The organism is Alkalibacterium sp. m-11 (genome assembly GCF_054658155.1).
This window is the reverse complement of sequence record NZ_BAAGIR010000215.1, coordinates 1-2,353: the sequence shown is the minus strand read 5'-3', so window position 1 is coordinate 2,353 and position 2,353 is coordinate 1. Positions and strand designations below refer to the sequence as shown.

The 2,353-nt window shown below is 41.5% G+C and carries 2 protein-coding genes; both read left to right on the top strand.

Going from position 1 to position 2,353, the window contains the following annotated elements:
• Positions 1-196: 196 nt before the first annotated feature.
• Entirely contained in the window at positions 197-1,180 is a 984-nt protein-coding gene (locus ACYQ2O_RS11760) for a hypothetical protein (RefSeq protein ID WP_459796674.1), read from the top strand.
• A gap of 406 nt (positions 1,181-1,586) precedes the next feature.
• Entirely contained in the window at positions 1,587-2,120 is a 534-nt protein-coding gene (locus ACYQ2O_RS11755) for a polymer-forming cytoskeletal protein (protein ID WP_459796673.1), read from the top strand.
• Positions 2,121-2,353 lie beyond the last annotated feature (233 nt).

Here is a 2,353-nt window from a genome sequence, read left to right as displayed (position 1 = left end):
AATGTTGTTATGGTGACTACATTTTACCAAAGAGAGGTGTCTTTTTGTGTGTTTTTTGATAATTATTTATAAGAAGTTTCAATAACCGCAAGGGTTAAACCTGGATATTCAACTGCAAAACTTGAGTAATTGACATAAAGTTGAAACATGCTATGATTAATGTGAATTAAATCACAATTAATTAGGAGAAACAACAATGGCAAAGTGGAACAAATTATTACTTATTACAGCAAGCATGGGGTTACTAGCTGCTTGTGACAACGCTGCAGAAACAGAGGAGCCGGCTGAAGAAGTGGAAGAAACAGAAGCTGAAGTTACAACTGGCGCTACTCAAGTTCGTGTAAATGATGAAGATACATTACTCGAAGGGTTATCCAGTGACGGAGCTTGGATCGTTATTTTCGAAAATGATATCACCACTGATGAAGATCTCGTTATGGTAGAAGGTTTCGAGAATAAAGGAGAAACTGAACGTAAGCTTGCATTATACGCTCAGGATGCCGACCGTAACGTAACAGAAACCTTTACTCTGACTGCCCCAAGCATCACTATTCAGAACGAAAACACCCGTCTGCAGAATGGTACATTTGTAGGAGACGTGTATGTAGAAGCTAACGGATTTAAATTAGTTGGTGGAACAATCGATGGAGACTTGATCTTCGCAAGTGAAGAACTTCAGGAATCAGCAGAAATCGACGATGACGCAACAGTAACGGGTGAAATCAGAGTCGAAGGTGAAGAAGGCGAAACTGCCGACGTCACTACAGGAGCAACACAAGTTCAAGTCAGTGACGAAGCGTCTCTTCTAGAAGGACTGTCAAGTAACGGTGCATGGATCGTCATGTTCGAAGATGACATTACAACAGATGAAGATCTAGTCATGGTCGACGGATTTGAAAACAAAGGTGAGTCAGAACGTAAACTGGCACTGTATCAGCAGGATGCAGACCGCAACCTTACTGCCAGCTTTACTTTAACAGCACCGAGCATCGCACTTCAGAACGAAAACACCCGTCTGCAGAATGGTACATTTGTAGGAGACGTGTATGTAGAAGCTAACGGATTTAAATTAGTTGGTGGAACAATCGATGGAGACTTGATCTTCGCAAGTGAAGAATTTGAAGCATCATCAGAAATCGATGAGAATTCAGAAGTTACAGGCGATATTAGGGTAGACTAGTTTTGACTCCAGGATGACCGCCAGGATAGATAGGGCGGTCATCTTTCACATTGCTGAACAGATTGACTCTGTGAACAATTACTCAACAATCTGACACATGTTAGTTAGAAGGGCAGTTTTTATTAAACAAATGAGATAGGATATTTTGAAGTTTTTCCTTTTTTTTATAAGAAAGTAAGCGATTGACATTTCACAAAAATAAGCCCTGTAATTATAAACGTATGAGTAATAATTAAGATGATTTTAGTGGGTTGAATTGTTGACTGCTTCACAAATGTAAGGTATAGTATAATTAGTAATGAGTCGGGGAAGAACTGTCCGAATTAATCATTCTCTCCTTCTTCTCCGTTCATTCTATGATCAATAAAATTTCCATCAGGAAAGGTAAGGGATAATTATAGATATTTTGAAAAAGAAATTAGCTGCAGGCGCTGCAGTAGTAGCACTAGGCGGATTTTTGGCAGCATGTGACAATGGTGCAGATACTGACGACAACGGAGACAATGGCGATGCTGTAACAGCTGCATCTATTACAGATGATGCCAGTGAAGTTGAAGCTTCTCTAAGTGCTGACGGAAACTGGATTACTGCTATAACAGCTGATGTAACTATCGACGGATACTTGACAGTTGCAGGTACATTCTACGACAAGGATGACGAAGACGGAGATGTTTACCGCAAACTGGCGCTTTACGACCAGGATGAAGATCGTAATGTAACTAATGAGTACACTCTATCTGTCGGCACAATGATTGTTGAATCACCAAACTTCCGTATTCAGGAAGGTACAGTAGACGGAGACGTATACGTAGAAGAAGACGGATTCGAACTATCCAACGCTACAGTAACAGGAGACGTGACATTCGCTTCTCAGGAATTCATGGATTCAGCATTATTGGATGAAGGAACTGTAGAAGGCGAAGTCAGCGTAGACGAATAAGTCTATTCTACTGAAACATCATCACCTGCGGACACAGGAGAGACCGGGTATCAGATTTAATTACCTAAAAGGGGGCAGCTCTATGCACAATACGTGCACAGAGCTGTTTTTTGGTGCGCCCGGCATGGGCGACAACTTGGTGGTGAAAGTCCACTACAGGCTTTGCAGTAGGAACTGTTAGTGAATGACAAGGGTGTCCACCGTGAGGTGGAATCTGAAGGAAGTCGGACGCA

Coding starts and splice junctions, on each gene's coding strand:
- ACYQ2O_RS11760 (WP_459796674.1), top strand. CDS start 197: ATGGCAAAGTGGAACAAATTATTACTTATTACAGCAAGCATGGGGTTA.